At 52.7% G+C, this 23,621-nt stretch carries 21 protein-coding genes and 1 tRNA gene; 11 read left to right on the top strand and 11 right to left on the bottom strand.

Annotated elements, in window-relative coordinates:
• Position 1: 1 nt before the first annotated feature.
• A complete protein-coding gene (locus RAL90_RS08025; RefSeq protein ID WP_306253998.1) occupies positions 2–1,945 on the bottom strand; it encodes a PAS domain-containing sensor histidine kinase in 1,944 nt (647 codons plus the stop codon).
• A gap of 154 nt (positions 1,946–2,099) precedes the next feature.
• Here RAL90_RS08025 and RAL90_RS08020 point away from each other — a divergent pair, with 154 nt between their 5' ends.
• From RAL90_RS08020 to der, 7 genes are all read left to right on the top strand, one after another.
• Positions 2,100–2,480 carry a response regulator gene (locus RAL90_RS08020; RefSeq protein ID WP_306253997.1) on the top strand — a complete coding sequence of 127 codons (381 nt, stop codon included), beginning with the start codon at positions 2,100–2,102 and terminating at the stop codon, positions 2,478–2,480.
• Between the two features lie 94 nt (positions 2,481–2,574).
• A complete protein-coding gene (locus tag RAL90_RS08015) occupies positions 2,575–3,666 on the top strand; it encodes a DUF2855 family protein (RefSeq protein WP_306253996.1) in 1,092 nt (363 codons plus the stop codon).
• Between the two features lie 7 nt (positions 3,667–3,673).
• Positions 3,674–4,309, top strand: a complete 636-nt coding sequence (locus tag RAL90_RS08010) for a glutathione S-transferase family protein (protein WP_306253995.1) — start codon at positions 3,674–3,676, stop codon at positions 4,307–4,309.
• The gene (locus tag RAL90_RS08005) at positions 4,306–4,839 is read left to right on the top strand and encodes an adenine phosphoribosyltransferase (RefSeq protein WP_306253994.1); all 534 of its coding nucleotides are present in this window, start codon (positions 4,306–4,308) and stop codon (positions 4,837–4,839) included. The genes RAL90_RS08010 and RAL90_RS08005 overlap by 4 nt, the downstream gene beginning before the upstream one ends.
• Before the next feature lie 72 nt (positions 4,840–4,911).
• A complete protein-coding gene (locus tag RAL90_RS08000; RefSeq protein WP_306253993.1) occupies positions 4,912–5,706 on the top strand; it encodes a tetratricopeptide repeat protein in 795 nt (264 codons plus the stop codon).
• A 20-nt stretch (positions 5,707–5,726) separates the two neighbouring features.
• Positions 5,727–7,193: a PQQ-binding-like beta-propeller repeat protein gene (locus tag RAL90_RS07995; RefSeq protein ID WP_306253992.1), complete on the top strand. Its 1,467-nt coding sequence runs from the start codon at positions 5,727–5,729 to the stop codon at positions 7,191–7,193.
• Positions 7,194–7,260: 67 nt separating this feature from the next.
• A complete protein-coding gene (gene der, locus RAL90_RS07990; protein WP_306253991.1) occupies positions 7,261–8,631 on the top strand; it encodes a ribosome biogenesis GTPase Der in 1,371 nt (456 codons plus the stop codon).
• Here der and RAL90_RS07985 read toward each other — a convergent pair.
• The 8 genes from RAL90_RS07985 to RAL90_RS07950 form a co-directional block, all read right to left on the bottom strand.
• The gene (locus tag RAL90_RS07985; RefSeq protein ID WP_306253990.1) at positions 8,613–9,875 is read right to left on the bottom strand and encodes an RNA polymerase sigma factor; all 1,263 of its coding nucleotides are present in this window, start codon (positions 9,873–9,875) and stop codon (positions 8,613–8,615) included. The genes der and RAL90_RS07985 overlap by 19 nt on opposite strands.
• Before the next feature lie 5 nt (positions 9,876–9,880).
• Positions 9,881–10,234, bottom strand: a complete 354-nt coding sequence (locus tag RAL90_RS07980) for a YciI family protein (RefSeq protein ID WP_306253989.1) — start codon at positions 10,232–10,234, stop codon at positions 9,881–9,883.
• Positions 10,235–10,237: 3 nt separating this feature from the next.
• A complete protein-coding gene (locus RAL90_RS07975) occupies positions 10,238–10,606 on the bottom strand; it encodes a YciI family protein (protein ID WP_306253988.1) in 369 nt (122 codons plus the stop codon).
• Between the two features lie 99 nt (positions 10,607–10,705).
• Entirely contained in the window at positions 10,706–11,419 is a 714-nt protein-coding gene (gene lipB / locus RAL90_RS07970) for a lipoyl(octanoyl) transferase LipB (protein ID WP_306253987.1), read from the bottom strand.
• A 57-nt stretch (positions 11,420–11,476) separates the two neighbouring features.
• Positions 11,477–13,003 carry a hypothetical protein gene (locus RAL90_RS07965; RefSeq protein WP_306253986.1) on the bottom strand — a complete coding sequence of 509 codons (1,527 nt, stop codon included), beginning with the start codon at positions 13,001–13,003 and terminating at the stop codon, positions 11,477–11,479.
• 16 nt (positions 13,004–13,019) lie between these two features.
• Entirely contained in the window at positions 13,020–15,113 is a 2,094-nt protein-coding gene (locus tag RAL90_RS07960; protein ID WP_306253985.1) for a hypothetical protein, read from the bottom strand.
• 763 nt (positions 15,114–15,876) lie between these two features.
• A tRNA-Leu gene (locus RAL90_RS07955) sits at positions 15,877–15,963 on the bottom strand.
• 91 nt (positions 15,964–16,054) lie between these two features.
• A complete protein-coding gene (locus tag RAL90_RS07950; protein ID WP_306253984.1) occupies positions 16,055–16,828 on the bottom strand; it encodes an enoyl-CoA hydratase in 774 nt (257 codons plus the stop codon).
• A 129-nt stretch (positions 16,829–16,957) separates the two neighbouring features.
• Here RAL90_RS07950 and RAL90_RS07945 point away from each other — a divergent pair, with 129 nt between their 5' ends.
• A complete protein-coding gene (locus tag RAL90_RS07945) occupies positions 16,958–17,620 on the top strand; it encodes a glutathione S-transferase family protein (protein WP_306253983.1) in 663 nt (220 codons plus the stop codon).
• Between the two features lie 4 nt (positions 17,621–17,624).
• Here RAL90_RS07945 and RAL90_RS07940 read toward each other — a convergent pair whose 3' ends face one another.
• Positions 17,625–18,071: a Fur family transcriptional regulator gene (locus tag RAL90_RS07940; protein ID WP_306253982.1), complete on the bottom strand. Its 447-nt coding sequence runs from the start codon at positions 18,069–18,071 to the stop codon at positions 17,625–17,627.
• A gap of 96 nt (positions 18,072–18,167) precedes the next feature.
• Positions 18,168–19,127: a LysR family transcriptional regulator gene (locus tag RAL90_RS07935; RefSeq protein WP_306253981.1), complete on the bottom strand. Its 960-nt coding sequence runs from the start codon at positions 19,125–19,127 to the stop codon at positions 18,168–18,170.
• 42 nt (positions 19,128–19,169) lie between these two features.
• Between RAL90_RS07935 and RAL90_RS07930 the strand changes: the two genes are divergently transcribed.
• From RAL90_RS07930 to RAL90_RS07920, 3 genes are all read left to right on the top strand, one after another.
• The gene (locus RAL90_RS07930) at positions 19,170–19,538 is read left to right on the top strand and encodes a hypothetical protein (RefSeq protein ID WP_306253980.1); all 369 of its coding nucleotides are present in this window, start codon (positions 19,170–19,172) and stop codon (positions 19,536–19,538) included.
• A gap of 98 nt (positions 19,539–19,636) precedes the next feature.
• Positions 19,637–20,299, top strand: a complete 663-nt coding sequence (locus RAL90_RS07925) for a DsbA family protein (protein ID WP_306253979.1) — start codon at positions 19,637–19,639, stop codon at positions 20,297–20,299.
• A 69-nt stretch (positions 20,300–20,368) separates the two neighbouring features.
• Entirely contained in the window at positions 20,369–23,614 is a 3,246-nt protein-coding gene (locus RAL90_RS07920) for a nitrous oxide reductase family maturation protein NosD (protein ID WP_306253978.1), read from the top strand.
• Positions 23,615–23,621 lie beyond the last annotated feature (7 nt).

Here is a 23,621-nt window from a genome sequence, read left to right as displayed (position 1 = left end):
TCTATTCTGCTACTGGCAGCAGAAGACAGAATTCAGCGCCTTGATTGTCAGTATCATGCAAGGCGAGCGTGCCGCCCCATCTCTCAGCCAGGCCTTTTGATACCGGGAGCCCCAGCCCAGTGCCCATGCCGCCGGATTTAGGAGTAAAAAGCGGATCGAAAATTTTATCTGTCAGATTGTCCGGAATACCGGGGCCATAATCACGTACACAGATCTCTACATATTCACCCGGCTCAATACCTGCAAGTTCTGTTGAGGATGTTGTGACCGTGTGCGTTGCAGCACTGATTTTCACGTCGCCCCTGTCGCCTGTTGCTTCCATGGCGTTTCTGACGAGGTTGAGAAGTATCTGCACCAGTCCTGTTGTGTCGGCAACGGCTTTCACTCCGATTAGATCGCGGTTCAATTGCCAGTCGATATTACCGGAGCTGGACCGCAGGATCGCTCGGGCTTCTTCCAGAGCGATCAGGATTTCTATACTCTGAGTGCTGGCAGGAGAGTTCCGTACAAATTGCAGCGCCTTGCGGGTGATGTCTGTTGCCCTAGTGATGGCCTTCAGGGCTTGCGTCATGTGTTGCTCGGCGGTCTTGCTGTCCCCTTTGCTGGCGGCATTTTTGGCAAGCGTGCCGAAGCTGACCGCTGGCTGAAGCAGGTTGGACAATTCGTGGGCCATGCCGCCCGCAAAATAATTAAGGGATTCTGATTTCTGTGCTTCCTGCAATGCTGCTTCCAGCTTCTCACGCGTATATTGCGCCTCTATGCGCTCTGTGATGTCCTGCAGAAACCCCAGCACGGCTTTTACATTTCCGTTTTCATACTCAACCGTACAATCACTCTGTACAAAGATAACCCTGCCGTCAGTAGGGCGCTTGCCATGAAACGTATAGGAAAATGATTTTTCATGGCTGTTTATTGCCCGGCGTCCTTCCGCTTCAAATCTTTCTGCTTCTCCAGGCAATAGGGCAGGACGCAGCCTTTCAGTACCAAGCAGGTGCAGGTTGCGTTCTTTTATCCCGAAAATCTCATAGACGGTTTCAGACCAGAACAGGCTCCTGTTCACATAGTCATTATAAAAATGCCCGACGCGCCCCAGTTCCTGAGCTCTTGACGAGAGGCTCTGTTCATATCTCAGGCTTTGCTCAAGATGTTTCTGATCTGTTATGTCAGCCACAACACCGAAAAAACGCTGCACCTTTCCATCCGGCCCTTTTTCCGGATGGATTTCCACATTAAAGATACGCTTCTCACCTGTATCCACCCGGGGCAACTCTATTTCATATTTTATGTCCTTCCCGGTACTGAGCAGGTGTTCTCTTCTGGCAAGGCTTGTTTCGAGTGTCTGGCTATCAAATAACAGTTTTGCAGCAGCATCATAGGTCTTGGGCCCGGTAGCGCTATCAACGCCCAGAATGTCCCAGAGCATCTCTGAGCCAGTGACTGAATGATCGGACAGGTCATGAAAGAAGTGCCCGACGCGCGCGATGCGTTGTGCTCTTGCCAATGCCTCACGTTCATCTTTCAGACGTTGCTCAAGATGTCGTTGGCGTGTGACATCGGAAAAGATCAGGAAGAAGGATGTGACACTCTCAGCTTCGTCCAACTCGGGATGGAACTCCAGACGAAAGATGGCTGGTTCACCGGTACGGGCATTATGCGCATGAAGTTCATGGGATTGTGAAGAGCCGTTGCGAATGCAGGCGCTACGCATACGAATGATCTCTTCGTAGTATGGTCCAAGCAGCTTTTTCTCACGTCGACTTTCATACGTGACCGGTTTTTTCTGTGGTGGCAGGCCAAGCATTTCCCATAGCATGTCCGATGCCGTCCAGCATCCTTCGCGCACGTCATTCACCGCATGTGCCACCCGGGCCAGCCTCTGGGATTTCTCAAAGGCGCCTGGCTGATCCAGTGCTGAAGACAGGGAAGAGACCGGGGTGGCTTTCATATTTTTGATTACCATAAAGCCAATATTACAGTTATTGCGCACAGAAAAAAACATCTCATTGGGCGTAGAACTGCTTGGCGAGCTGGTCTTGCCGTCGCCTTGCTGCGCGGCGGGTTTGTGATAACCATCTGCCTGCGCTAAACGAGAAGCATATATGGCGACAATTCTGATTATAGATGATGACCAGCATGTCAGGGATGGCTTGCAGGCTGTGCTCGTGAGCGAGGGGCATATCGTTATGCAGGCGGACAGTGCCCGCGCTGGTCAGGCGCATCTTGAGCAGTACGATGGCCAGACCGATCTGATATTGCTGGATGTCTGGCTTGGGGAGGAAAACGGGCTGACGCTGCTGGGCGAAATACGGACAGATGGTTTTGAGGGGCCGGTCATTGTTATGTCTGGTGGTGGCCCGGGTCGGACACTTGAGCAGGCAATGGCAATCGCTGATGTGCGCGGCGCCAATCAGGTATTGATCAAGCCATTTACCAACGACGAAATCCTCGACGCTGTGCAGAGTGTGCTGAAAACGGATTGAGCAGCAAGGCTATTCATGGTCACCTGTTGATGCTGAGTCAGACGCTTGACCATGGGTTCGGCTGTCGCCAACCTGAGTGAAAAAGGAGATGGAGATGACCAGTATTACCCAGTTGCAGGTACAGAAATCCGACATCAACAAGACCCGCTGGGCTGATGCGAGTCTGCCGCCGCTTGAAGATGGTGATGTTCAACTCAAAGTCGACCACTTTGCCTTTACCGCCAACAATATCACTTATGGTGCTATCGGGGATCAATTCGGGTACTGGAAATTCTATCCGGTGCAGGAAGACGACTGGGGCATTATTCCTGTCTGGGGCTTTGCAGATGTGACAGAGAGCAGGCACCCCGAATTTGCCAAGGGTGAGCGCGTTTATGGCTATTTGCCCATGGGCACGGATTTCATCGTGAAACCAGGCAGTGTTCAGGAAAACCAGTTCCGGGATGCATCTGCGCACCGTAAGGATTTGCCCGCCATATATAATGTGATGATACGATTGAAAGCAGATCCGTTCTATAACCCTGATCTTGAAGAATACCGGGCACTCTGGTTCCCGCTTGCTGGTACATCATTTGGCCTTGCCGACTGGTTGAAAGAAACAGACTATCAGGGTGCGGAGACTATTCTGCTGGTGAGTGCCTCCAGTAAAACTTCCCTCGGCCTTGCTTATCTTCTTGGGCGTACAAACCTGCAAAGCAAGACAATCGCAGGCCTGACTTCGGCCAGCAACAAGGCGTCGGTGCAGGATACGGGATATTATGACAAGGTATTCTCCTATGATGAAGTAGGCGCGATGGATGCCGCGTCACCGACAGTTATTGTGGATTTCTCTGGTAACGGCGCAACCCTTTCAGAGCTTCACCGGCATCTCGCGGATAATATGCGGCATACAGTTATTGTAGGGGCGTCCCATTGGGATGAAGAGCGCAAAGGAGAGGGCTACATTCATGACCGCTCCCAGCTTTTCTTCATGCCAGCCTATGCGGCAGAACGGGCCAAGGCCACAGGCGGAAAATTTGTGACAGATCTTTACACGGCCAGTCAGGCAGTTGCCGAGGATGCGAGCAAATGGATGAAAATTGTCCCTGCTGCGTCAAAGCCGGAAATTGACAAGCTGTACACTGATGTCAAGGATGGTAACCTTGCCGCCAACGAAGGCGGTATCATGTCTTTTGCAAAACTCTGAGGGCAGTATGGCGATCAAATTCTACGATTATGCTCCGGCACCAAGTCCGCGCAAAGCCCGGATTGTGCTGGCGGAGAAGGGTATTGAACATGAGACTGTGCCCATTGACATGCGCAAAGGGGAACAGCTCTCGCCCGAATTTCGCAAGGTGAACCCGAATTGCACAATTCCGGCGCTCGTTCTCGAAGATGGCACGGCGTTGTTTGATAATCTTGGTATCGCCAGTTGGGCAGAAGCCGTCAAACCTGAACCAAGCCTGACAGGCAAGACAGCGACTGAAAAAGGTCTGGTGATGAGCTGGGTAGCGAAATGCGACATGCATGGCGGGATCGCCTTCATGGAGGCGTACCGTAACTCCCATCCGAAAATGGCCGGGCGTGCCATACCGGGTAAAGACAATTATGAGCAGATACCAGAACTGGCCGAGCGCGGCTTCGCCCGTCTTGCAGCCTTTCTGGACGACTTGAATGCGCATCTGGAAGGGCGTGAGTGGATTGCCGTTGAGCAGTTCTCACTGGCCGATATCTGGGCCTTCACCATTCTGGATGTGACCCCATGGATCAAGGCCGCGCCCGGTGAGCAGCACCCCAATATCCTGCGCTGGCAAGCCGCCATCAATGAAAGACCGAGCGCGAAATTATGAGTTTTGACCTGAAAACAGCTATTCGCACCATTCCGGACTTCCCCAAGGAAGGCATCATGTTCCGGGATGTGACCACGCTTATGGGCAACCCGGAAGCGTTTGTAGAATCTGTAAAGCAGTTATCCGCCCCTTTTCGGGATAGTGGTATCGACAAGGTGGCCGGGATTGAAGCAAGGGGGTTTATCTTCGGTTCAGTGGTTGCCGCCCAACTTGGCGCCGGCTTCATTCCGTTGCGCAAAAAAGGCAAGCTGCCTGCCGCAACTGTCAGTGAAACCTATGAACTGGAATATGGTTCTGATGAGCTCGAGATGCATGTTGATGCCTTGGAGCCGGGTGAAAAGGTTCTAATTATTGACGACTTGATTGCTACCGGTGGCACCGCAGAGGCGTCAATTCATCTGCTCACTAAAGCCGGAGCTGAAATTGTTGCCGCGGCGTTCGTTGTGGATCTGCCGGATTTGAACGGTATTGAGCGTATTCATGCACTGGGAATTGAGACCCACTGTCTCGTTGCCTATGACGGGCATTAGTACGAAGCGCATTGCGAACCCTGTCAAAGATCGTTAGGTAAGCGCCTGAAATAATTTGAGGATGTGTAAGACGTGGCTCTTGACGATGGTTCACAGGAAATCCGCGATGTTGATCGACAGATCAAGGAAGACCAGCAGGTTGAAGACCTGAAACGTAGTCTGCCCTGGTTTATCGGGGTGGCTCTGGTTGTGGTGCTTATCGTGGCGGGCAGACAGTTCTGGGAAGTGCGTCAGACAAATATGGCCGAGGCCACGGCTGTGGAATTCAACCAGGCGGTCACACTGATCGAAACAGATCAGGCGGCAGCGCTGATCGCGTTTGATGACATTATTGATAACGGGCCTGACGGATATGCCGCTATGGCTGCTTTGCGTGCGGGGGCGTTGGCAGAGCGTATGGGAGACAAGGATGCGGCCTTGCGTTATTTTCTGAAAATTGCAGAAAATGACGCGCAACCCAAAAGACTGCGCGATCTGGCGCGGGTGCGGGCAGGCTATCTGGCGCTGGATCAGGGACGGGACCGCACGATGGGGGTTCTGAACGGGCTGGAAGCAGAAGAGACTGCTTTTGGCATGCACGCCAAGGAAATTGCCGGGCTTGCGGCGTTGACGCTCGGGGATTACCAGACTGCTCTGACATATTTCGAGACGATTCAGGCGACGGCTGACCTTGCGCCGCGCATCGCGGGACGGGCAGAAGAATTTGCCGCCCTTGCGCATCTGGGGGCCGAGGGGAAGTCTCTTGAGCTTGTCACACAAACACAGCCTGACGGCCTATTGGACTTGATGGATGATGTGCTGGCGGCACCAGCCGGCCAGCCAACTAACGAAAACGAAACGCAAGAAGACGGGACAAGCGGAAATTAACCCTGTATAGTTCGCGTTCGATGTCAAAAACCGATGATTTTCATCGTCAACAGATCAAAAATAAAGTTGAGAGTGATACCATGAACCTGGCCCGGAATAGATCGCTGACCTGGATGATGATGGCAAGCCTGCTGGCAACGACCGCCGCCTGCAGCACCAGTCCACTCAATGTATTTTCCCGTGACAAAAGCGAGGAAGTTGAAGAGACTCCGGTAGCTGATGATGGCCGGGTGCCGGTTCTGGCTCTGGAGAACAGGCTCGAACCTGATCTTGAATTGGCTGCTGCGATCACGCTGCCACCACCTTATATCAACGCGTCATGGCCACAGCCGGGCGGCGATGCAGATCACACGATGCATCATCTCGACGCAGAGCTGACGCTTGATCGCCAGTGGTCAAAGAAAGTGACGAACAGCTCCGGTCGGCGCGCGCCTTTGCTGGCACCGCCAGTAGTTGCTGATAACCGCATCTTCGTGATCGATTCCAAGGCCCATGTATCTGCCTTCGAGACAGCAAGTGGCCGTGAAGTATGGTCAGCAGAACTAACGCCTGACCTGAGCGCACCAAACCGCAAATGGTATGAGGTAATGCAGCGGGAAAACCCGGCAGAGATCGGCTTTGGTGGCGGTGTCGCCTATGATTCCGGCCGAATTTTTGCGACTTCCGGTTTCGGTTTTGTCGCTGCCCTGGATGCTGAAACAGGGAACACCTTGTGGACTTATGAAACCGAAACGCCAGTTCGGACTGCCCCGACAGCAACGAACGGCCTCGTTTATGTTGTGACCAATTCCAATGAAATGCTGGCCCTGAATCAGGAAACGGGTGAAGTTGAATGGGATTATCAGTCTTTCGAGGAGACCGCACGTTTTCTCGCTGCGACAAGTCCTGCAGCCAATGCAGAAATTGTGATTGCGCCTTTTTCTTCTGGTGAGATTGCCGCCCTGCGGGCTGACAATGGTCAGGAGTTGTGGCGTGAAACTGTCTCACGCTCCAGCCGCATGACTGCGCTGTCCAATCTTAGTGATATTGCTGGTAGCCCTGTTATTGATCGTGGGACAGTGTTTGCAGTCAGCCATGCCGGGCAGATGAGCGCGATTGACCTGCGCTCGGGCCGGACAATCTGGGAAGCGCCCATCGCCGGGTTGCAGACACCGTGGGTTGCCGGTGATTTCATTTTTGTTCTCTCGGTCGAGAACGAACTCGTTTCCATGTCCCGCGAGGACGGGCGTGTTGCCTGGGTTCAGGAATTGCCGCGCTATAAAAATGAAAAGCGCAAGAGAGACCGTATTACCTGGACAGGCCCGATCATTGCTGGCGGGCAACTGGTGCTGACCTCTTCATCAGGGGAGGTGCTCTTACTGGATCCGAAAAGCGGGAACACATTAAGCCGCAGCAAGCTTGGCAATGGCTCAAAAATCTCGCCAGTGCTGGCAAATCAGCAGCTTTTCATCCTCACAGAGAATGGCAAGCTGACAGCATATCAATAAGCGCCCTTGACCTGACCTGCTTTCAGGCCCAGAACGCGGCCCCTTTAACGTGAAAGCAGGTCACCCTGTGCCTTTCAAGATAGCAATCATCGGCAGGCCCAATGTTGGCAAGTCCACCCTGTTCAACAGGCTGGCGGGCAAGAAGCTTGCGCTCGTTGATGACCAGCCGGGTGTTACCCGCGACCGTCGCGAGGCTGACGGAAAGCTGGCCGATCTCAAGTTCAAGATCATCGACACGGCGGGTCTCGAAGAGGCCCCCATCGATGCGCTGGAAACGCGCATGATGGCGCAGACGCGCGTTGCGATTGAGGAAGCAGATGTCTGCCTGTTCATGATTGATGCCCGTATCGGGATTACGCCCGAAGACGAGAAATTCGCGGCCATGGTGCGCGAAAGCAACAAGCCGATTGTATTGCTTGCCAATAAGGCTGAAGGCGGTGCGGGTACAGACGGTATTTATGAATCTTATGGTCTCGGCATTGGCGAGCCTGTGCCTATATCAGCAGAGCATAATGAAGGCATGGGCGATCTGTATGCAGCGCTTCAGGCTCTGGCAGACGCTTTGGGCGGCGCAGGCGCGGACGATGAGGCCTATGAATGGGATGATCCACTCAAGCCATTGCGCGTGGCGATCGTCGGGCGCCCTAATGCAGGCAAGTCCACGCTTATCAATCAGTTGATTGGGCAGGACAGGCTGTTGACCGGGCCGGAAGCAGGGATAACCCGCGACTCTATCAGTGTGGACTGGACATGGCAGGCGCAGGAGCGGGCATGGCCCGTGAAACTGTTTGATACAGCCGGTATGCGCAAGCGTGCCAAGGTACAGGAGAAACTTGAGAAACTATCCGTGTCTGACGGTATCCGTGCGGTGAAGTTTGCAGAAGTTGTGGTCGTTCTGTTTGATGCAGCCACGCCGCTGGAAAAGCAGGATCTGCAAATTGCTGACCTTGCGATCAGGGAAGGGCGGGCGCTCGTCATGGCTGCGAACAAGTGGGACAAGATCGAAGATCGCGACAAGGCAGCCAAGGATTTGCGCGAGATGGTCGGGCGACTGCTGCCACAGGCACCCGGTGTGCCGATCATTTTTCTGTCTGCCCTCACAGGACGCGCCATTGAAAAGCTGATGCCCGCAGTCACCAGTGTTTATGTTGACTGGAATGCCAAGGTCAAAACCAGTGACTTGAATGTATGGCTGCAGGATGCCGTTCAACGCCATCCACCGCCGGCGGTCAGTGGGCGTCGTATTCGTATCAAGTATATTGCCCAGACCAGGACACGCCCGCCAACATTTATTGCTCAATGCCAGCGTGCTGATGAATTGCCTGAAAGTTATCGTCGGTATCTGGTGAACGGTATTCGAGAGGCATTTGACCTGCCGGCGGTGCCGGTACGGTTGTATCTCAACAAGCAGAAAAACCCTTACGTTAAGGGTGATTGATCCTCACCAGTACAGATCTGGTCGCGCTGTTCGCCGAGCCACACTTTGACAGCATCGTCCGTCGCAAGAGAGATCGCCATGTCATAATCTGCGACGGCCTGTCTGTACTGGCCGCGCGTTTTTGCAATATGGGCGCGCGTCGCCCAATAAGGCTGGTAGGTCTCACATTTGCGCTCAATCTCTGCCAGAAGACGCGCGGCATCTGCGGGCCGCCCTGATAGTGCCACAGCGCTGGCTTGCGCTACCTTTGCGCCTGTTGAGGGCGCAATCTCGATCAGACGGGCATAAAGCTGAATGATGGCGGGCCAATTTGTGCTGTCATTCACCATACCGACAATACGGGCAGATTGTATTGCAGCTTCAATCTGAAAGCGCCCGGGCCTGTTCTGGCGCGAAGCAGCTAGCAGATGTTCTTCTGCTGCCGAGATGGCTGCATTATCCCAGAGTGTCTTGTCCTGATCTGCGAGCGGAACATATTTGCCATTCTTGTCCCGCCGGGTCTTGCTGCGCGCTTTTGCGTATAGCATGAGCGCCAGTAAACCCCTGGCTTCAGGCTCCTCTGGCAGTAATTGTGTGACGAGTTGTGCCAGCCAGATAGCTTCATCGGCCAGTCCCTCTGGTGATGTAGCGGCATGGAATTGTTCATCCCAGCCCGTACTGAACGCGACATAGATGGCATCAAGCACAGCCATGATCCGCGAGGGTAATTGCGCGCGGTCTGGTATGGCGAATGGAATATGAGCGGCCTTGATCTTCCGTTTTGCCCTGACCAGCCTTTGCCCCATGGCTGCGGGAGCAATCAGAAATGCTCTGGCGATATGCTTGGCCTCCAGTCCCATAACGGTCTGCAACATCAAGGCCGTGTGCATTGACGGATCGATCGCGGGGTGGGCGCAGACAAATAGAAGTTTCAACCGTTCATCCGGAAAGAGATCTTCCGAGACATCCCGCAGGCGATGTGCTTCTTCTGTCATCATGGTCAGGTCAGGCATTGCCTTTTCACGCACAGTATCGTGCCGTGCCCTGTCTATGAGTGCGCGTCGCGCCGCGGTGAGTAGCCATGCTTCGGGCGTTGCAGGCACGCCGGACTTGGGCCAGTGTTCCAGCGCTGACTGAAAGGCAGTAGCCAGAACATCTTCTGCAAGGGCGACGTCATGCGTGCGCGCTGCAAGAATGGCCACAAGCCTGCTGTAGGAGGAGCGGGCGGTTTCAGCCGCCAGGGTATAGCTTTCTTCCGCCCGCATGTGGCTCAGTCGCCTATGTTCCAGATGGGGCGTACTTCGACGGTGCCTGTCTGGGCGCAAGGGCATTTGGCGGCCCAGTCGAGGGCGGCATCAAGGTCTGGTACATCAATGAGGTAAAACCCGCCAAGATGTTCCTTAGTTTCAACAAAGGGGCCATCCTGTACGTTCATGTGACCGTTCTGGTTACGAATGATTGCGCCTGTTGCGCTGGGCTCAAGCGGTTCACCGGCAACGAAGGCACCAGCTTCTTTCATGGAATTTGTGTAGGCATGATATGCCCCGAATACTTCACCCATTTGAGCTTCGCTCAGGTTCAAGAATGCATTTTCATCTTCATACAGAGCTAACATATATTGCATGGCTTATTCCTCCTCTTCCAGAATCGCAACCTTACGCAGTTCTACAAGACCCGTTGAGGCAGCGGGGCATTTTGCAGCCCATTTCTGTGCTTCTTCCACTGATGGCACATCTATGATGAAGTAGCCGCCGAGCTGTTCCTTGCTATCAGCAAACGGGCCATCCTGCACCTCGCGCTTGCCGTTGCGCACCCGCACGCATGTTGCGGTATCAGGTGTCTCCAGCGCATTTCCGTCTACCGTTACGCCGGCTTCTCGCATCTCGGTCGAATATTTGAACCAGGGGCCCATATAGGCCTCAAAGGCGCCAGCCTCGGTTGATTTCCGGGCAGCCATATCCTCTTCGGATTCAGCCGCAACAATCATGTAAAGCATGTGATCTCTCCTGTTTCTGTTGGTTATATCACGAAGCGAGGTTGCCCGCGCTCATTGTCATGACGATCCGGGGAAGCCAGGTTCGACAGGGACAGGAAATTATCTGAAATCGGGCAGGTCAACGGGGGTGAGGGGGCCAAAAACCGGCTGAAAAGCCTCCACGAGAGCATCATCAGCTTCAGCCATGGTCACGGGCCTGCCAAGGTCCACCAGGCTTGTCACGCCCAGCCCATCGGCAGAGATACCGCAAGGCGTGATGCCGCTGAAATGAGACAGCTCAGGCTCTACATTCAGTGCAATTCCGTGGAACGTCACCCAGCGTTTGATGCGCACGCCAATGGCCGCAATCTTGTCTTCGCGCATCGGCCCGCCCGGCCTCGTCCGGTTAACCCACACACCGACCCGGCCATCCCGTATCTCACCGGTAATGTTGAAGCTGTCGAGGGTAGATATGATCCAGTGTTCCAGGTCTTGCACAAAGCGCCGGACATCCTTTGTGCGGCGCGCAAGATCAAGCATGACATAAACAACGCGCTGACCGGGACCATGATAGGTGTATTCTCCACCGCGTCGTGTTTTGTAGACAGGAAACCTGTCCGGCATCAGAAGATCTTCGGCCTTGGCACTTGTGCCGCCTGTATAAAGTGGTGGGTGCTCCAGAAACCAGACCAGTTCCTGCGCCTCACCGTGATGAATCGCTTTGGCCCGTGCTTCCATGAACGCGACCGCCGCTTCGTATTCAACGGGCTGTTTGGATACCGCGAATGCGATCTCGCTATTCAGCCAGTTTCTGTTTTCGTGGTCAGCAGGCATGGGCCCCGTCACTTCAAATGAATTGCACTCAATAAATATGATTCCGGTCTGGGCGGTCTAGGCGTCGGGCCCATGCTTCATCTCTTTGTACCAGCCCAGGACTTTGGTGTAATCCGGATCATTCTTGAGTTTTGCACTTGGCGTGACCAGACCTGATTCACACAATGATACAGCCACCAGCTTGATGAAATTATCAACATCGAAATACGCGGTGTGGATGAGTTCTTTCCATGAAAGCGTGTCGCTGATCTGGTCTGTTATAGGGTTATCGGAGGAGGCGATGTTGGAACCAATGAGCGCCCTGATTTTGCGAATGGCATCGATAGCGTATTGCTCAGTATAGTCTTCGATTTCTGAGGCCAACTCACCGGGAAGAACATAATCGTGTGTATATTCCGGGTTTGGTTTTGAGCTGATGACAGTCAACTCTTCTCCGTAAGCATCACCACCGACAGAAATGGCTCTAACTCGCGCTGAAAGTCCGCCATTAATCAATGCGATCAATGGCATGAGGACTATGGTGAAGATTCCGGATAAAACAAAATAACTGGCAATGATCAGCAGTATCATGGCTAGTGGATATACAAATGCATTTTCCATTGCGTTCGCGCCTACAGGCAGCAATGTCCAGAGCGGCTCCGTGATTCGAAATATTGCATCGTCTATCGCGATGATCGTTGTGTCAATAAATTTACAGGCCTGTATTTCGCCGCATAGCTCCTGTACGGAGTAAACATCGATACTAGCCTGATCGTTATATTGCTGTGCAGCGGTCAGGTTGAGGAAAAAGTAGTGTGCAGACCATATGAGAATGAGTGCATATGCTATATATGTTGAAATCGTTCGAGCGATCGGTAGCGCTTTAACAATACTTATTCGAACATTTTGAATATTTTTCAGACCCTCGATAGCTTCATCACTGTGGTGTCGGAATGATGACCATTTCTTCTGGTATTGTTCGGCAAAATTTTTCTTGTGATGACCGTTCTGGCGTTTTCGTGCCCTTGCAGTAAAAGAAATGGCAAAGAATGCAACGGATGCAAGGAGCAGGAAAGCAGCAAAAATAAGCCCTGCGCTTGCCCCCATAAAAGTGCCGTACATGAACCAACTGATAAAAGGTATGGAAATCAGGCCAAGGATTTGTATCACGGCAATGGCTATGCCGATTTGCCCGAACAGATTGAACCTTTTAAGGATAAAACTCGTTCGCTCGTTATCAATAAAGGGCGTGCCCACGGTCACCCATGACTTCATATTCGGCAGGCTGAGTTTCTTGGCGTAGGCTGAGAACAGCGCATGGGTCAATACCGATCCACCGTGACTGTGCCCGATGACCGAATAGGGCTCGCCTTCCTTTTCGAGCGCCAGCATCTCACGACGAAGATCATTGCCAGCATCCCGGCGTTTCAATTCGCTGTTTGGCCCAATACCCCAGTGAAACGGCTTGAACGTCAGACGGCCATCCGGGGCCTCAACGTATTCGCTCAGATTCTCCTGAAAGGCTGAGCCCTGCTGCCACCACTGCTCTCCGGCGTCGCTTTCATCGCCCGCATTGGTTCCGTGAACTGTTATGATTGTGGTCATTGTCTAGTATCCCCAATTAGACAGTGTACTTAAACGCCATTGCTTCTTTGTCGGATTTGAATTTTTCAGATGGTGTCAGGTCGAACTTCTCGATCATCTGTGCGGCGAGGTATTTGATGAACAGCGAGGAGTGGAAATAGGCGTTGTGGATCAGCTCTGATTTTTCGAACTTCATGGCAGTTTCCAGGGGATCATTGCCGATAGATTGATCAGAGCCCGCCTTTGCAAACAGTACCCTCATTCGTTCTAGGGCTGCAGTTGCGTCTTTAGCTGAGTTTTCTTGTAACTCATATTCCACTTTGTCCGGGAGTGGTGCTATAGTGTCGTTATGTTTGAGCGTGCCTGCTCCTACGTTTACCGGGCGCTCACCGTTCCGGTCATTCCCGAATACGAGCCGGCGAATTGCGCTTTTTACAATACCGTTGGACATCGGCACGATCAGGGCCGTGATAGCAAGAGAGCTCACAATTGCCAAAAAGAGAGAGACGGCAATCTCTCTTGGCAGGTCCCGATTCATAATCATGCGGTCTTCAACAAAAAGTATCCGCCTTCCAACTTTTTCCTTAAATTGTGCGTATGATCTCAATATGACACGTTGCCAGCTTGGGGGCTCCAGAAAGAACAAAAGACAGGAGGGGTGGACCCCGTTGGATGCAGGCTCGCCACATCCCGAAAAAAGATAACTGTCTATAAAGTTTTCATCTGACAATACGGCCGAGTTTGCTTCCAGAAAGCCCACTTGGATATTTGATCTAGTTATGTTTCCGGTCGGTTTGGCTAATTCAAATTCTTGTCCCTTAATAACGATAAGCGCTGGTACATACCTATCCTGAAAGATTGAATAGAAAAAAGTATCGATTGAAAAGCCGAAAGCAGCACCAGGGCCGGGGCGCAGGGCCGCAGTTGCAGCTTCTGAGACAAAAGCCGACCCGTCGTCACTACGCATCATAAATGAATACGGAAAGATATCGGTAGGCTCCTCTGCTGTGACAATTTGCTCGATGCCGCCAACGAAAGCTTCGATAAATGGGGCAATATCCTGATCTTGGACGAGAACCCCGCCAACGCCTGCGATCAGGCTATTGATCATGTCGCCACGAATAGGGGGTAATGGATCTGAAAGTAATTCGGTGACTTGGGAGTTCTCCCATAGTAATTCAGCAGGAAGATACACCATTTGGTCGCGGGTCAAAAGGCGAGGTGACCAGGGGCGTTTAAACTCGGTTGCCAGTGGAGAGCGTTCCAGAACAAGCCCCCCCGGAAAACCACCTGGCACAAACATTTGCCGTTGTGAATTATCAGTGAAGCGAGCAACTTGTGGTACTTGGGAAGCGGCATCCAGAAACAATAATATTATGGCCACAAAAGACAAAATTGATGCAAATACCTGTGTAATCGATACCTTTGGTGTTTTGGTTAAAAGTGCGCTCTTCAGCCCGTTTATGGCTTCATCATATTTGCTTTGGATAATGATTGTGGACTCATACAATTTCTGCGACCCGGCACTTCGAAACCGGAAGTTGCGTATGGACCTAATTATCTCGCGAATAACAAAAAACGAGATGATCACCCCCCCTGAAATTGTGGTAAACTCTTTTCCTACAGCCGCCGCGTAAAGGCGTAGGACATTGTCCATGGTTTCATCCGGATAACGTGTGCCAAAGTACCAGGAGGAGTGTGCTAGTGCACCATCCAGTATCAGAAGTAGTGCACTGATCAGTATGACTCTGTCGATGACGCCAAATCTCGCAATCGGGTTCCAGCTCCTAGCAAACCTGATCAATGGTGTGCCAATGACTGCCGCGCCGCGAACACCTAAGCCGCCAAGGCGATGGGCAAACGCCCAATAGATGACACTTCCGCCATGACTGTGCCCTATAACAAGTGGCTCAGACTCGTTTGCCTGTACCTTATTTGCGAGATGACGCCCCGCTTTTTCTCGTTCTTTTTCCGAATTCGTCCCAGACCAATGGAAAGGATCCACTTCCAATGGCTCCTCAACGTACTTCTGAAGTTCATTGAAAAACGGTGAGCCGCGCTGCCACCATTTGTCCCCTTCATCCGCTTCATCACCAGCGAATGTGCCATGAACTGTTATCAGTTTGACCATGCCCCTTAAGCCCCCACCTGTCGGGGGAACTGTATCACATCACCGAAGGGCCGCAATATCAGGATATATTATTCATCAACACAAATATCGAAGATATCTTATATCCTTTTCCATGATGGGTTCAGCTCACCTATCTTCAGAACATCGAGAGATCAAAACCCTTCTGGAGAGCACCAAAGACCAAAGTACTCGCAAACACTTTCCTGATTTCCGCTGTCATCGTTTCACTGCTTGCCGCCGCTCCTACTTACGCAGCTTTTATGCTGGCCTTATTCAACAAAGCCCCCAGATGACTCAGGATTCGCAGTAATCTCCTCGGCCACCTACACAGCCAACAACCCATTAAGCCTCTCACAGAGTCTCATAGAGCCTCCTATCCTTGCCAAAGTAATCTGTGGCAGCATCTATCGACATCTGAGAGGACTTATCTCAATTAGTGCGATGTGATTTGTAGTAGCAAAATATGTCTGAGAGCGTCGACTCTCCTTTTGCATCCACGATCTCAAATATCGTAGGTGCGATTATCACTCAACCGCTTTGATCCTTAGATGCTCATTATGAAGCTTTTTAAGGCTATGCTTAAACTCGTGATTACCCACGACTTTGCGTAAGTCCTATGGGACAACCTTGCGGTACAGTTGAGTTTGCGGATTCTAGTTTCTGACCATCACTAAGACTGGCATAATTACCTCGGTTTTGTACACGGATTTGTACCCCGTGCTAAGCTAAACGTAGTAATATCAAGGGCTTAAGTGATTTATAATGGTGCGGTCGAGAAGACTCGAACTTCCACGGGAGTTACCCCACAGCGACCTCAACGCTGCGCGTCTACCAATTCCGCCACGACCGCATTTTCAGTGGCTTGCTGCATCTTGTCGATGCGAGCGCGTTGCCTAGCAAAAGGCGTGGATTATGGGAAGCATTTTTTCAGCAACAGCCTGTCATCCAAACTTTGAGAAATCCGGCTTTCTTTTTTCGAGGAAAGCCATCACGGCTTCCTTCATTTCATCAGACTCTGCGCATTGGGCGAGAACCGTCATTTCGTATTCGATGCGCGCCATCAGGGCGGACGTATCGCCGCGCATCATCTGTTTGGTCAGGCGTACTGATTCCGGCGGTTTTGACGCAATGTTGAGACACGCGGCCATGGCGGTTTCTTCCAGGTCGGCCAGCGGAACGACCCTGTTCACCAGACCCATTTCACACGCCCGCTCGGCGCTGATCCAGTCACCCGTCAAGAGGATTTCTGCGGCGGCCTGCCAGCCGAGGAACTGCGGCATCAGCATGGTTGTGCCAGCTTCCGGCACGATGCCGAGGTTGACAAAGGGGGCGAGAAAGCGCGCCTCTTCGGCAGCATAGACAAGGTCAACGCTGGACAGCAGCGTGATGCCGATGCCAACGGCCGGCCCATTGACCGCAGCCACAACCGGCTTTTGGGCCAATGCTGCCAGCTTCATCAATGTCATGGAAGGGTTTTCCTGATTCTTGTCAGCATCCTTGATGGCCAGAAATGAAGACATGTCGTTGCCGGCGGTGAACATGTCGCCTTCGCCCTCCAGCAGCAGCACACGGACAGATTTTGTTTCCTCGGCCCGGCGGAATGCATCACACAGGGCAACATACATCTCCGGCAGGAGGGAGTTCTTTTTTTCCGGATGGTTTATTCTTACGCGCAGAATGCCGCGATCTTCGTGCACCACAATCTTGTCGGTCATGGGTTTCCTCGTTTTTCTCTGTTGTCTGAAATTGGCGCAGATTGCCGGGCGATTGCAAGGCCGGGGCACAGTTGCGCGCAGTGTTGCCAGCGGGCTATCAGTGGGTGATGAACCGGTCTGGAGAATAAGATGGCAGAAGACTTTACCCTCATCATTGGCAGCAAGAATCTATCCTCATGGTCCTTGCGGCCATGGCTGGTGATGAAAGCCTTTGATATTCCCTTCCGTGAGGTGCTGATTCGTCTGGATCAGCCGGAAAGTCGCGCTGCCCTGAAAGCGCATTCTCCGTCCGGGTTAGTGCCCTGCCTGCGCAAAGGGGACCTCACCATTTGGGATTCTCTGGCGATTTCGGAATATCTGGCAGAACTTTATCCTGAAAAACAGCTCTGGCCCGAGAACAGTGCGGCACGAGCAATGGCCAGGTCCATGTGTGCAGAAATGCATTCCGGTTTTTCCAATATCAGAGATACCTGGCCCATGGAGTTTACCCGGGAAGGGGCCAATGTCTGGGGTGGCCCGGGTGTTCGCAAGGATATTGGCAGGTTGCAGTTCCTGTGGAGCGAAGCATTGGAGCATTATGGTTCGGGCGAGGACGGATCTTTTCTGTTTGGCGACTTTTCGATCGCCGATGCCATGTTCGCCCCAGTTGTCTCGCGCTTGCGAACCTATGGACCGGTACGTGTCTCGACGCGCATCGCAGCATGGCTGGATACTCTCTGGACACATCCTGCCATGCAGGAATGGGGCGAGGGTGCCCGGCGCGAAGTTGATGCTGGCTGGTATAAAGGCTGAGCTTTTAGCCCGTTGCCAAGGCAGGTTCGGCACAGCGGGCGCAGACGCCTTTGATTTCCAGCCTGGCGGCTGACATCCTGAAGCCTTTCTCGATAACGACTGCCCGCACATTGGACTCTACAGAGGGAACGGCCTGCCCGACATTGGTTTCGATTTCCTGCACCTGCGAGCATTTGTCACAGACCAGAAATGTCTCCACTTCATGCGGCTGATCGTGATTACAGCGCACAAAAGCGTTGAGGGCATCCAGTTTGTGAACAAGACCTTTCTGCTCCAGGCCTTCCAACGCCCGGTAGATGGTCATCGGTGCTCTCACACCGCTGCTTTTAAGAACGTCCAGCAAATCATAGGCTTTCTGAGGTCTGTCTGTGAGTTTCATCGCCTCATAGACCATTGCCTCATTCTTAGTGAGATTTTTAGGTGTCTCATCATCGTGGTCGTCGTGTGCCATCGTCATCCCCATCATGTTATATCAATAACCATGTTGGTGCGCCAGCCAACAACGCCATAAAAGTGTGACTTTGCCATCACACCCCACAGAAGGTTGTCAGGCCGTCTGGCGAAGCGGTTCTTTTTCCATGGCAACGCGGAGTTCCTTGAAAAGTGTCTCGCGCACCCATTTATGGCGCTGGTCATGGGTCCAGTTCGGATGCCAGCCGGCGAAAGTTGTCAGATTGGGGGCCGGCGTTGGCGGCGGGAATGTATAAACATCATCTGCAAAGGTGCTGATGAATCCCTCCGGTGCGGTCAGGATACAATCGGATTCCATGACCAGAAAACGTGCTGAAAAGAAACTGTAGGTACGATATTTTATACGGCGGGACAGCCCTTGCTTTGCAAGTTCCTGATCCATCACTCCGGTGTCCTTGCCACCCGGATTGACCAGAATATGGTCAAGTCCGATATATTGCTTCAGTGACATTTTCCTGCCTGCGAGAGGATGGTCCTTGCGAATGGCGCATATATACCGTTCATCAAAAATCGGTTTCTGCACAAACTGGTCAAGGTCAAGCCCAGGTGGCACGTCAACAAAAGCAACATCTGGCATGAAGACCAGATCTATCTGTCCTGAAACCAGATCATTTGCTGCAGCAAAGGTCAGATCAGAGATATCAAGTTCAATGCCCGGTGCAAGCGGGCTAATCTTGCGCGCCCAGATGCTCGATATTACATAGTTTCGATATTCCTTGCAGGCAATTCGGACACGTCCTTTATGTGTACTCGGGTCGAACGTATCGGTAATGCGCAGAATATCACGCATTCGCTCGACAGCATGGGCAACAGCTGGCTGTAGCTTGTCAGCTTTGGGGGTCGGCAGCATGGTGCGGCCTGCCTTCACCAGAAGCGGGTCATTAAAGACATCGCGCAACCGGCTCAGCGTTCTGCTCATCGCCGGTTGTGACAGATCAAGCCTTGCTGCTGCTTCCGTCACATTCCGTTCTGTCAGCAACCAGTGCAGAGCCAGCAGCAGGTTCAGGTCGAGACTTTCCAGTGTTCTTTCAGTCATGCGAAATCATCATAAGTATCATTTATCAGATGCATTTGAATTATGACATATACGAACCCAAATGACAACCAGCCGGATAGAAATATCCGGTTCTGTAAACCCAACCTTGAGAGACCTGACATGCTGAAATCTTCCCTTGCTGCTATCGCCGTATCTTCTATCGCCGTTCTTTCTGCTGCGCCTGCTTTTGCCGGTACACAGGACGACGTTCGCGCCTGTCGCGCTGCACTGACTGAAGAAGGTCGTTTGAATATGGATAACTACCGCCTTGGTTTCGAGAACAAAAAAGGCACCCGTGTACGCACACTGACGCTTGAAGCAATTTCCTCTGACGATAGTCAGAATTACGAAGTGAAGTGCACAATCGAGCGCTCTGGCGTAACAAATCTTGAACTGACTGAACTGAACTAATCTGACGGTTCCGTGACACATTAGAAAATCTCTAGACAGCGATAGGATATTTCTATCGCTGTTTTACTTCTGACGCTGCTTCGCCTAGAGACATTCAGATGAGCGACGCAAAACCCCGCCTTGTGATTGATATGGTGGCAGACCCCGTCTGTCCCTGGTGCTATGTGGGCAAGCGGTCTCTTGACCGTGTGCTGATGGCCATGTCGTTCTCACATGAAGTCGTCGTGCGATACCGACCGTATCAGCTCGCGCCGGACACTCCGGAGGAGGGCGTGGACCGCAAAGCCTATATCGAAAAAAAATTTCCCGATAGCGCGCACAGGTCGGCTCTGGCAGATGCGTTGCGCGATGCGGCGACAGGTGCTGGTCTCGATTTGAATATTGCTGGGCCTACTAAACTGATAAATTCGCTGAACGCGCTTCGCGTTTTGCGCTGGTCGCATCTTGATGGCGTGCAAATTGAGTTTGTGGAAGCACTTTTCTCGGCCTATTGGCAACAAGGACGCGACATCAGCCAGACTGACGAGTTGAGCCGTATTGCCGCTGCTTCCGGCATGGACGGTGCTGATGTGCGTGCGCGCCTTGAAACCGATGAAGATTGTAATGACGTACGAGATGAAGTGGCGGCGTTCAGAAGCGGGGGGGTAGACGGCGTGCCGACATTCATCATCAATGAAAGTCTCGGTTTCGCTGGTGCTCTGCCACCAGACCAGCTTCTTGAGAATATCAGAAGCATTGCAACGGAAACTGGCCAAGCCTGACACGCTTTGCAATCTGCTTAATCGGCGCGTAACTTGCATCTGTTACATTCTGTGACTTGGAGACAGGTAATGCGTCGCGTAGCAGCAGTTCTGACAACCCTCATCGTATTCAGTGCGCTTTTGCTGTCGCCTTCAGCCGTAGCTCAATATGGGCCTGTCGTCAGTCGAACCGAGGGACCATATTATTCTCTGCGTAACGCAATCGCAGATGCGGGGCCGGGCGGGACAATCCGGATCAAGAATGGCCGCTATGCAGCCAGTGACCTGGAAATTCCCTACGATCTGACGATCATCGGAGAGGGGGAAGTCATCCTGACTTCAGTTCGCCCGGTCGCGAAGGGCTTGCTTGTTCCGTTGCGCGGTGTGTCGCTGGAAGTACGCGGTCTGATATTTGAAAATGCCACCTCACCGGACAAAAACGGCGCTGGTATCCGGGTTGAAGGCAATGAACTGATCGTGCGTGACAGCATTTTCCGGAATAATGAGAATGGCATACTTGCGACAGGCAGTGACGGCTCCGAGGTGACCATTTCGGGATCGCAGTTCATCAGCAATGGCTATGGTGATGGATACAGTCATGGGATCTATATTTCTTCTGCAACGCGTCTGGAAGTAACCGGCAGCCGTTTTGAGGGCAGCCGGATTGGCCATCATATCAAAAGCGTGGCCACACAGCAGACGATCGTACGTAATACGTTCTTCGATGATCGTGATGGTCAGCCCAGTTATATGATTGATGCTACAGCCGGTGGTATGCTGGTTGTAGACGGTAACGTCATGCACCGCCGCGCCTCCGCTGAGCAGGAATCCCTGATCAATTACGACACCAGCCGTGGTGGCCAGCGTGGAAATGTCATTATTCAGAATAACCAGGTTACAAATGAAAAACCCAATGCACGGTTATTGCGGAATACAGAAAAGGCGGCAGTCTTTCTCAGTCAGAACAGTTTTGACAACATCAATGGCGGCACGTTGGAGCTGCCAGTTTCAACGCCCGAACTTTATCAGGCTGCACCTGAAGGTGGGCTGCCCGTTGTCGAGCAGAAGACGATACGTGAACAGGCTAATCTTGATACGCTGACGCCAACGCAGAGGCGCGCTGTGGAGAGGATGCTTGAAGGTGGCCAGAAGCTCAGGGTGATAGAGCCCTCAGACCAGTTGGCACAGGAGCAGGTTCGCCGGGACGCTCAAGAGCGCGACGGGGTTGCCCGGCGGGAGCGTGAGGCGTCAACCGTAATAGATACACCTCCCGCGCGTACCGCGCAGCCGGATATAAATGGCGCAGTTGTACGCGGCATACTGATGGCGCCCGCATTTCAGCCGACAAGTCAGCAGGGCGATCTGGTCGCGGTGCGGTTGACGCGACTTCGTGATGCCAGAGCCACTTCCGGTATCATCACGTTCGGCCAGGCATTCAGGCGCGGTCAGTTAATGCCGTCGGACCCTCTGACAATGCGTGTGGGCGGGCGCAGATGGGTCATGCAAAAAGACATCAAGGCGCTCCACAGTGACGGCTCTGTGCGTCATGCGGTGATCACGCTTTTTGTACCACCAAATCAGCAGCAGCCTCTGATACAGGGCGTGCTGAGCAAAAGTGCATCCGTGCCGGCAGAGCCTGCGCTGGTGCCTGATCTCAACGGGTATAATCTGACTGTTGCGATCACTGGTGAGACAGCAGATGGCGCTGACTTTTCTGAGGAAGTAGCCCTTGCTGATATGATCCGCAGTGAGATTGAAGCAGGGACATTCTGGTTGCAGGGAGAGCTGGCGACGGAAGTTTCTGTTTACAGAGAAATCGGGCCGCTACTGGCTCTGCGGGCTGATGTTCGTTTCCTTGCTGATCGCACCGTGCGCACGAGACTGGTTTTTGAAAACCACAAAACCTTTACCGATGGCAATCGGGATCTGACTTACAATGTAAGCGTGCGAGACGGCGATGCGCGAGTCATGCAGCGTGATAATATCGAGCAGTATCGCGGGTCAAACTGGTCTGAAATTATCTGGAAAGGACGTCGACCAGCCTATGGTGTGCAACTGGACCCGGCTCATCTGATTTCTGCCAATACCATTGCGCCATTTGATCTGACCTTCGGTGTCAATGCAGCAGCCATTGCTGCTAATGCGGAAAAGCTGCGCAAAGAGACCGGCATTTTCTCAGCCGGCCTGATGATGAAATATATGCCAACAACCGGCAACCGGCAGGATATCGGCGTGTTGCCGGAATGGGATGTACAATGGTTGAAAACGCAAAACCGGCAGGCCTATGATATCATGATTGCGATGGCTGAACGGGCCGGGTCTGTGCCATGGCATTATATGGATGACAAAACGGGTCAGCCTGTGCGGGTTGATGAGCGCCCGAAATTCTGGGCGGAAGAGCGCGGTACTGATTACAGGCGTGAAACTGATCGTATTCCGGAAGCATATTTCTCCGGGAGTGATGGTGGCTGGACACCCGACAGTGCGCACAAGCCCCTTCTGTCCTACACGGCCTATCTGGTGACAGGGGATGCGTATTATAAAAGATCACTGGCGCATGAAGCAGCTTTTGCCATCTCGCAGATATGGCCTGATCTGCGCGAAGAGGCGGCAATCGTTACTGAGGCAATTCAAGTGCGCTCACGAGCGTGGGCTTTGCGCGACGTTGGGGCGGCTGCCTGGATTTTACCGGATGCGCACCCGTTGAAAGTCTATTTTGAAAAATCCCTGAGTGACAGTATCGGACATCTGTTCCGCCGTTACACTCTTGAAGGACGGATGGATGCAGCAGGTGAGACAGAAGGCTGGTTTGCGGAAGAGGTGAACGGAGAGCCTGCGCGGGTCTCGCCATGGCAGAATGATTACATGATGATGGTGCTCTCGCTGGAAGCAATGCGCGGCTCGCCGGTTGCGGGCGAAGTCATTGCCTGGGCTGCCAATTATCATACCGGGCGTTTTCTGGCTGATGGCGCAGATCCGGCGCTGGGGGCCGTCTACACCCACGCCCTGAAGGATGAACAAACGGAAGAACCCGTTGGCAGTTGGTCAGAGATGATCAGCCGCACTCAAAACTACGAAGGCGCCTCTGAGAGTTATCCAAATGATGCGGGTGGCTATGTATCATCAGCCTATGCTTCCCTTGCCAGCATATATGCTGTCACTGGCTCACAGGATGCAGTGAGGGCAATGCAGGCGCTTGCTGCAGTTCATCAGGGGACGACTCTTTTTGACCCTGCCAACAAATATAGTGTTTACAATACAGCCAATTACCTTCTTGCCCTTCGGGAGCCGGATGGAACTGTCAGAAGCATCTCAGATGTGCTGGAATCTGACTGAGAAATTA

Origin of the sequence: Parvularcula sp. IMCC14364, from assembly GCF_030758415.1 — a bacterium.
Lineage (GTDB): Bacteria > Pseudomonadota > Alphaproteobacteria > Caulobacterales > Parvularculaceae > Aquisalinus.
The sequence above is the reverse complement of the archived record's forward strand: the minus strand, read 5'-3'. Positions and strand labels throughout refer to the sequence as shown.

What these genes read in the sequence shown, in the direction of transcription:
- RAL90_RS07960 (WP_306253985.1), bottom strand. Translation starts at nt 15,113, where the DNA reads ATGGTCAAACTGATAACAGTTCATGGCACATTCGCTGGTGATGAAGCG.
- lipB (WP_306253987.1), bottom strand. Translation starts at nt 11,419, where the DNA reads ATGCCTGCTGACCACGAAAACAGAAACTGGCTGAATAGCGAGATCGCA.
- RAL90_RS07950 (WP_306253984.1), bottom strand. Translation starts at nt 16,828, where the DNA reads ATGACCGACAAGATTGTGGTGCACGAAGATCGCGGCATTCTGCGCGTA.
- RAL90_RS08010 (WP_306253995.1), top strand. Translation starts at nt 3,674, where the DNA reads ATGGCGATCAAATTCTACGATTATGCTCCGGCACCAAGTCCGCGCAAA.
- RAL90_RS08020 (WP_306253997.1), top strand. Translation starts at nt 2,100, where the DNA reads ATGGCGACAATTCTGATTATAGATGATGACCAGCATGTCAGGGATGGC.
- RAL90_RS07935 (WP_306253981.1), bottom strand. Translation starts at nt 19,127, where the DNA reads ATGACTGAAAGAACACTGGAAAGTCTCGACCTGAACCTGCTGCTGGCT.
- RAL90_RS07930 (WP_306253980.1), top strand. Translation starts at nt 19,170, where the DNA reads ATGACATATACGAACCCAAATGACAACCAGCCGGATAGAAATATCCGG.
- RAL90_RS07980 (WP_306253989.1), bottom strand. Translation starts at nt 10,234, where the DNA reads ATGCAATATATGTTAGCTCTGTATGAAGATGAAAATGCATTCTTGAAC.
- RAL90_RS07975 (WP_306253988.1), bottom strand. Translation starts at nt 10,606, where the DNA reads ATGCTTTACATGATTGTTGCGGCTGAATCCGAAGAGGATATGGCTGCC.
- RAL90_RS07940 (WP_306253982.1), bottom strand. Translation starts at nt 18,071, where the DNA reads ATGGCACACGACGACCACGATGATGAGACACCTAAAAATCTCACTAAG.
- RAL90_RS08005 (WP_306253994.1), top strand. Translation starts at nt 4,306, where the DNA reads ATGAGTTTTGACCTGAAAACAGCTATTCGCACCATTCCGGACTTCCCC.
- RAL90_RS07965 (WP_306253986.1), bottom strand. Translation starts at nt 13,003, where the DNA reads ATGACCACAATCATAACAGTTCACGGAACCAATGCGGGCGATGAAAGC.
- RAL90_RS07920 (WP_306253978.1), top strand. Translation starts at nt 20,369, where the DNA reads ATGCGTCGCGTAGCAGCAGTTCTGACAACCCTCATCGTATTCAGTGCG.
- RAL90_RS08015 (WP_306253996.1), top strand. Translation starts at nt 2,575, where the DNA reads ATGACCAGTATTACCCAGTTGCAGGTACAGAAATCCGACATCAACAAG.
- RAL90_RS07925 (WP_306253979.1), top strand. Translation starts at nt 19,637, where the DNA reads ATGAGCGACGCAAAACCCCGCCTTGTGATTGATATGGTGGCAGACCCC.
- RAL90_RS07995 (WP_306253992.1), top strand. Translation starts at nt 5,727, where the DNA reads ATGTCAAAAACCGATGATTTTCATCGTCAACAGATCAAAAATAAAGTT.
- RAL90_RS07985 (WP_306253990.1), bottom strand. Translation starts at nt 9,875, where the DNA reads ATGCGGGCGGAAGAAAGCTATACCCTGGCGGCTGAAACCGCCCGCTCC.
- RAL90_RS07945 (WP_306253983.1), top strand. Translation starts at nt 16,958, where the DNA reads ATGGCAGAAGACTTTACCCTCATCATTGGCAGCAAGAATCTATCCTCA.
- RAL90_RS08025 (WP_306253998.1), bottom strand. Translation starts at nt 1,945, where the DNA reads ATGAAAGCCACCCCGGTCTCTTCCCTGTCTTCAGCACTGGATCAGCCA.